General features: G+C 73.5%; 3 protein-coding genes. All 3 read left to right on the plus strand.

Translation table 11 applies throughout. The annotated features are described in order from the left end of the window. Positions 1-38: 38 nt before the first annotated feature. The 3 genes from ACFWMZ_RS28175 (at position 39) to ACFWMZ_RS28185 (ending at position 2,662) form a co-directional block, all read left to right on the plus strand. Complete coding sequence (locus tag ACFWMZ_RS28175; RefSeq protein WP_383184248.1) at positions 39-1,346, plus strand: M16 family metallopeptidase; 1,308 nt, start codon at positions 39-41, stop codon at positions 1,344-1,346. A gap of 85 nt (positions 1,347-1,431) precedes the next feature. Then, entirely contained in the window at positions 1,432-2,187 is a 756-nt protein-coding gene (dapB, locus tag ACFWMZ_RS28180) for a 4-hydroxy-tetrahydrodipicolinate reductase (RefSeq protein WP_383184245.1), read from the plus strand. A gap of 13 nt (positions 2,188-2,200) precedes the next feature. Continuing rightward, positions 2,201-2,662 carry a hypothetical protein gene (locus ACFWMZ_RS28185; RefSeq protein WP_383184247.1) on the plus strand — a complete coding sequence of 154 codons (462 nt, stop codon included), beginning with the start codon at positions 2,201-2,203 and terminating at the stop codon, positions 2,660-2,662. The last annotated feature ends 51 nt before the right edge of the window (positions 2,663-2,713 follow it).

Below are 2,713 nucleotides of genomic sequence, written 5' to 3' on the forward strand. Positions count from 1 at the left end.
GCCCCCCCCCGCGGGGGCCCCTCGCCCGTACCCAAACACTGCTCAAGGGCAAGGACGGCATCGGCACCGTCCGCCGCACCACCCTCCCCGGCGGGCTGCGGGTGGTCACCGAGACCCTGCCCTCCGTCCGCTCCGCCACCTTCGGCATCTGGGTCAACGTCGGCTCCCGCGACGAGACCCCCTCGCTGAACGGCGCCACCCACTACCTGGAGCACCTCCTCTTCAAGGGCACCGCCGAGCGCAGCGCCCTCGACATCTCCGCCGCCGTCGACGCGGTCGGCGGCGAGATGAACGCCTTCACGGCGAAGGAGTACACCTGCTACTACGCGCGGGTGCTCGACACCGACCTGCCGCTCGCCATCGACGTGGTCTGCGACATGCTCACCGGCTCCCTGATCGCCTCCGAGGACGTCGACGCCGAGCGCGGCGTCATCCTGGAGGAGATCGCGATGACGGAGGACGACCCGGGGGACTGCGTCCACGACCTGTTCGCCCACACCATGCTGGGCGACACCCCGCTGGGCCGCCCCGTCCTCGGCACCGTCGACACCGTCAACGCCCTCGGCCGCGACCAGATCGCCCGCTTCTACAAGCGGCACTACGACCCGACGCGCCTGGTCGTCGCCGCCGCGGGCAACGTCGACCACGCCCGCGTCGTCCGCCAGGTCCGCGCCGCCTTCGACCGCGCCGGGGCCCTGGAGCGCACCGACGCCGAGCCGACCGCCCCGCGCGCCGGCAGCCGCGCCCTGCGCGCCACCGGCAAGGTGGAGGTGCTGAACCGCCGTACCGAGCAGGCCCACGTCATCCTCGGCATGCCCGGCCTCGCCCGCACCGACGACCGCCGCTGGGCGATGAGCGTGCTCAACGCCGCCCTCGGCGGCGGCATGTCCTCCCGCCTCTTCCAGGAGGTCCGCGAGAAGCGGGGCCTGGCCTACAGCGTGTACTCGTACACCTCGGGCTTCGCCGACTGCGGCCTCTTCGGCGTGTACGCGGGCTGCCGGCCCAGCCAGGTGGACGACGTGCTGCGGATCTGCCGCGACGAACTCGACGCGGTCGCCTCCGGCGGCCTCAGCGACGACGAGGTGAGCCGCGCCATCGGCCAGCTCGCCGGATCGACCGTCCTCGGCCTGGAGGACACCGGCGCCCTGATGCACCGCATCGGCAAGAGCGAGCTGTGCTGGGGCGAGCAGATGTCGGTCGACGACATGCTGGGCAAGATCGCCGCGGTCACCCCGGACGAGGTCCGCGAGGTCGCCCGCGACATCCTGGGGCAGCGGCCCTCGCTGTCCGTCATCGGGCCGCTCAAGGACAAGCAGGCCGCGCGCCTGCACGACGTGGTCGCCTGACCCGGCCGGGCAGAGCGGCCCGCCGTCAGACGACCGGGACCCCCCGGCGGTGCCCGGGGAAGCACCGGAGAAGAGGAACGAAGCAATGAGCGACAAGCTGCGGGTGGCCGTCCTGGGCGCCAAGGGCCGCATCGGCTCCGAGGCCGTACGCGCCGTCGAGGCCGCCGAGGACATGGAGCTGGTGGCCGCCCTCGGCCGCGGCGACGACCTGGCGGCCGTGACCGATGGCGGCGCCCAGGTCGCGGTGGAGCTGACCACCCCTGGCTCCGTCATGGAGAACCTGGAGTTCCTCGTCGGCCACGGCGTCCACGCCGTCGTCGGCACCACCGGCTGGACCGACGAGCGGCTCGCCACCCTGCGCGGCATGCTCGACGCCTCCCCGGGCACCGGCGTCCTCATCGCGCCGAACTTCTCCATCGGCGCCGTCCTCACCATGGCCTTCGCCCAGCAGGCCGCCCGGTACTTCGAGTCGGTGGAGGTCGTCGAGCTCCACCACCCGAACAAGGCCGACGCCCCCTCGGGCACGGCCACCCGCACCGCCCAGCTCATCGCCGCCGCCCGCGACCAGGCCCAGCTTCCCGCCCAGCCCGACGCCACGGCGACGGCGCTGGACGGGGCGCGCGGCGCCGACGTGGACGGCGTCCCGGTGCACGCGGTGCGGCTGCGCGGGCTCCTCGCCCACCAGGAGGTCCTGTTCGGCGGCGAGGGCGAGACCCTCACCATCCGCCACGACTCGCTGCACCACAGCAGCTTCATGCCGGGCATCCTGCTCGGCGCCAGGCGGGTGGGGAGCGCTCCGGGGCTCACCTTCGGCCTGGAACACTTCCTCGACCTGAACTGACCGGGCTGACCCCATGCGCGCAAAGATCACCTATATCGTCACGGCCCTCGTCCTGGTCGTCTACTTCGTCCTGGTCGGCAGCCGCGGTGTGCTGCTCATCCGGCACGGCACCCCGCTGACCGTCGTCTTCGGCGTGGCCGTGCTGGTGCTGCCGGTGATCGGCGTCTGGTTCCTCTGGAAGAACACCCAGTTCGTGCAGCGGGCCAACCGGCTCGCCGCCGAGCTGGAGGCCGAGGGCGGCCTCCCCGAGGACGAGCTGGTCCGCACCCCGAGCGGCCGCGTCGACCGGGCCTCCGCCGACGCCGTCTTCGACCGGCGGCGGGCGGAGACCGAGGACCACCCGGACGACTGGCGCTGCTGGTTCCGGCTGGCCGTCGCCTACCACGACGCCCGCGACACCCCCCGGGCCCGCAAGGCCATGCAGCGCGCCATCGCCCTGCACGCCGGGCGGCCCGTCCCGGAGAGCACCGGCTGAGCACGCGCACGCGAAAGGCCCCGGAGGACGATCCTCCGGGGCCCTTTCGCG

It is taken from the genome of Streptomyces sp. NPDC058373 (assembly GCF_042723275.1).
Lineage (GTDB): Bacteria > Actinomycetota > Actinomycetes > Streptomycetales > Streptomycetaceae > Streptomyces.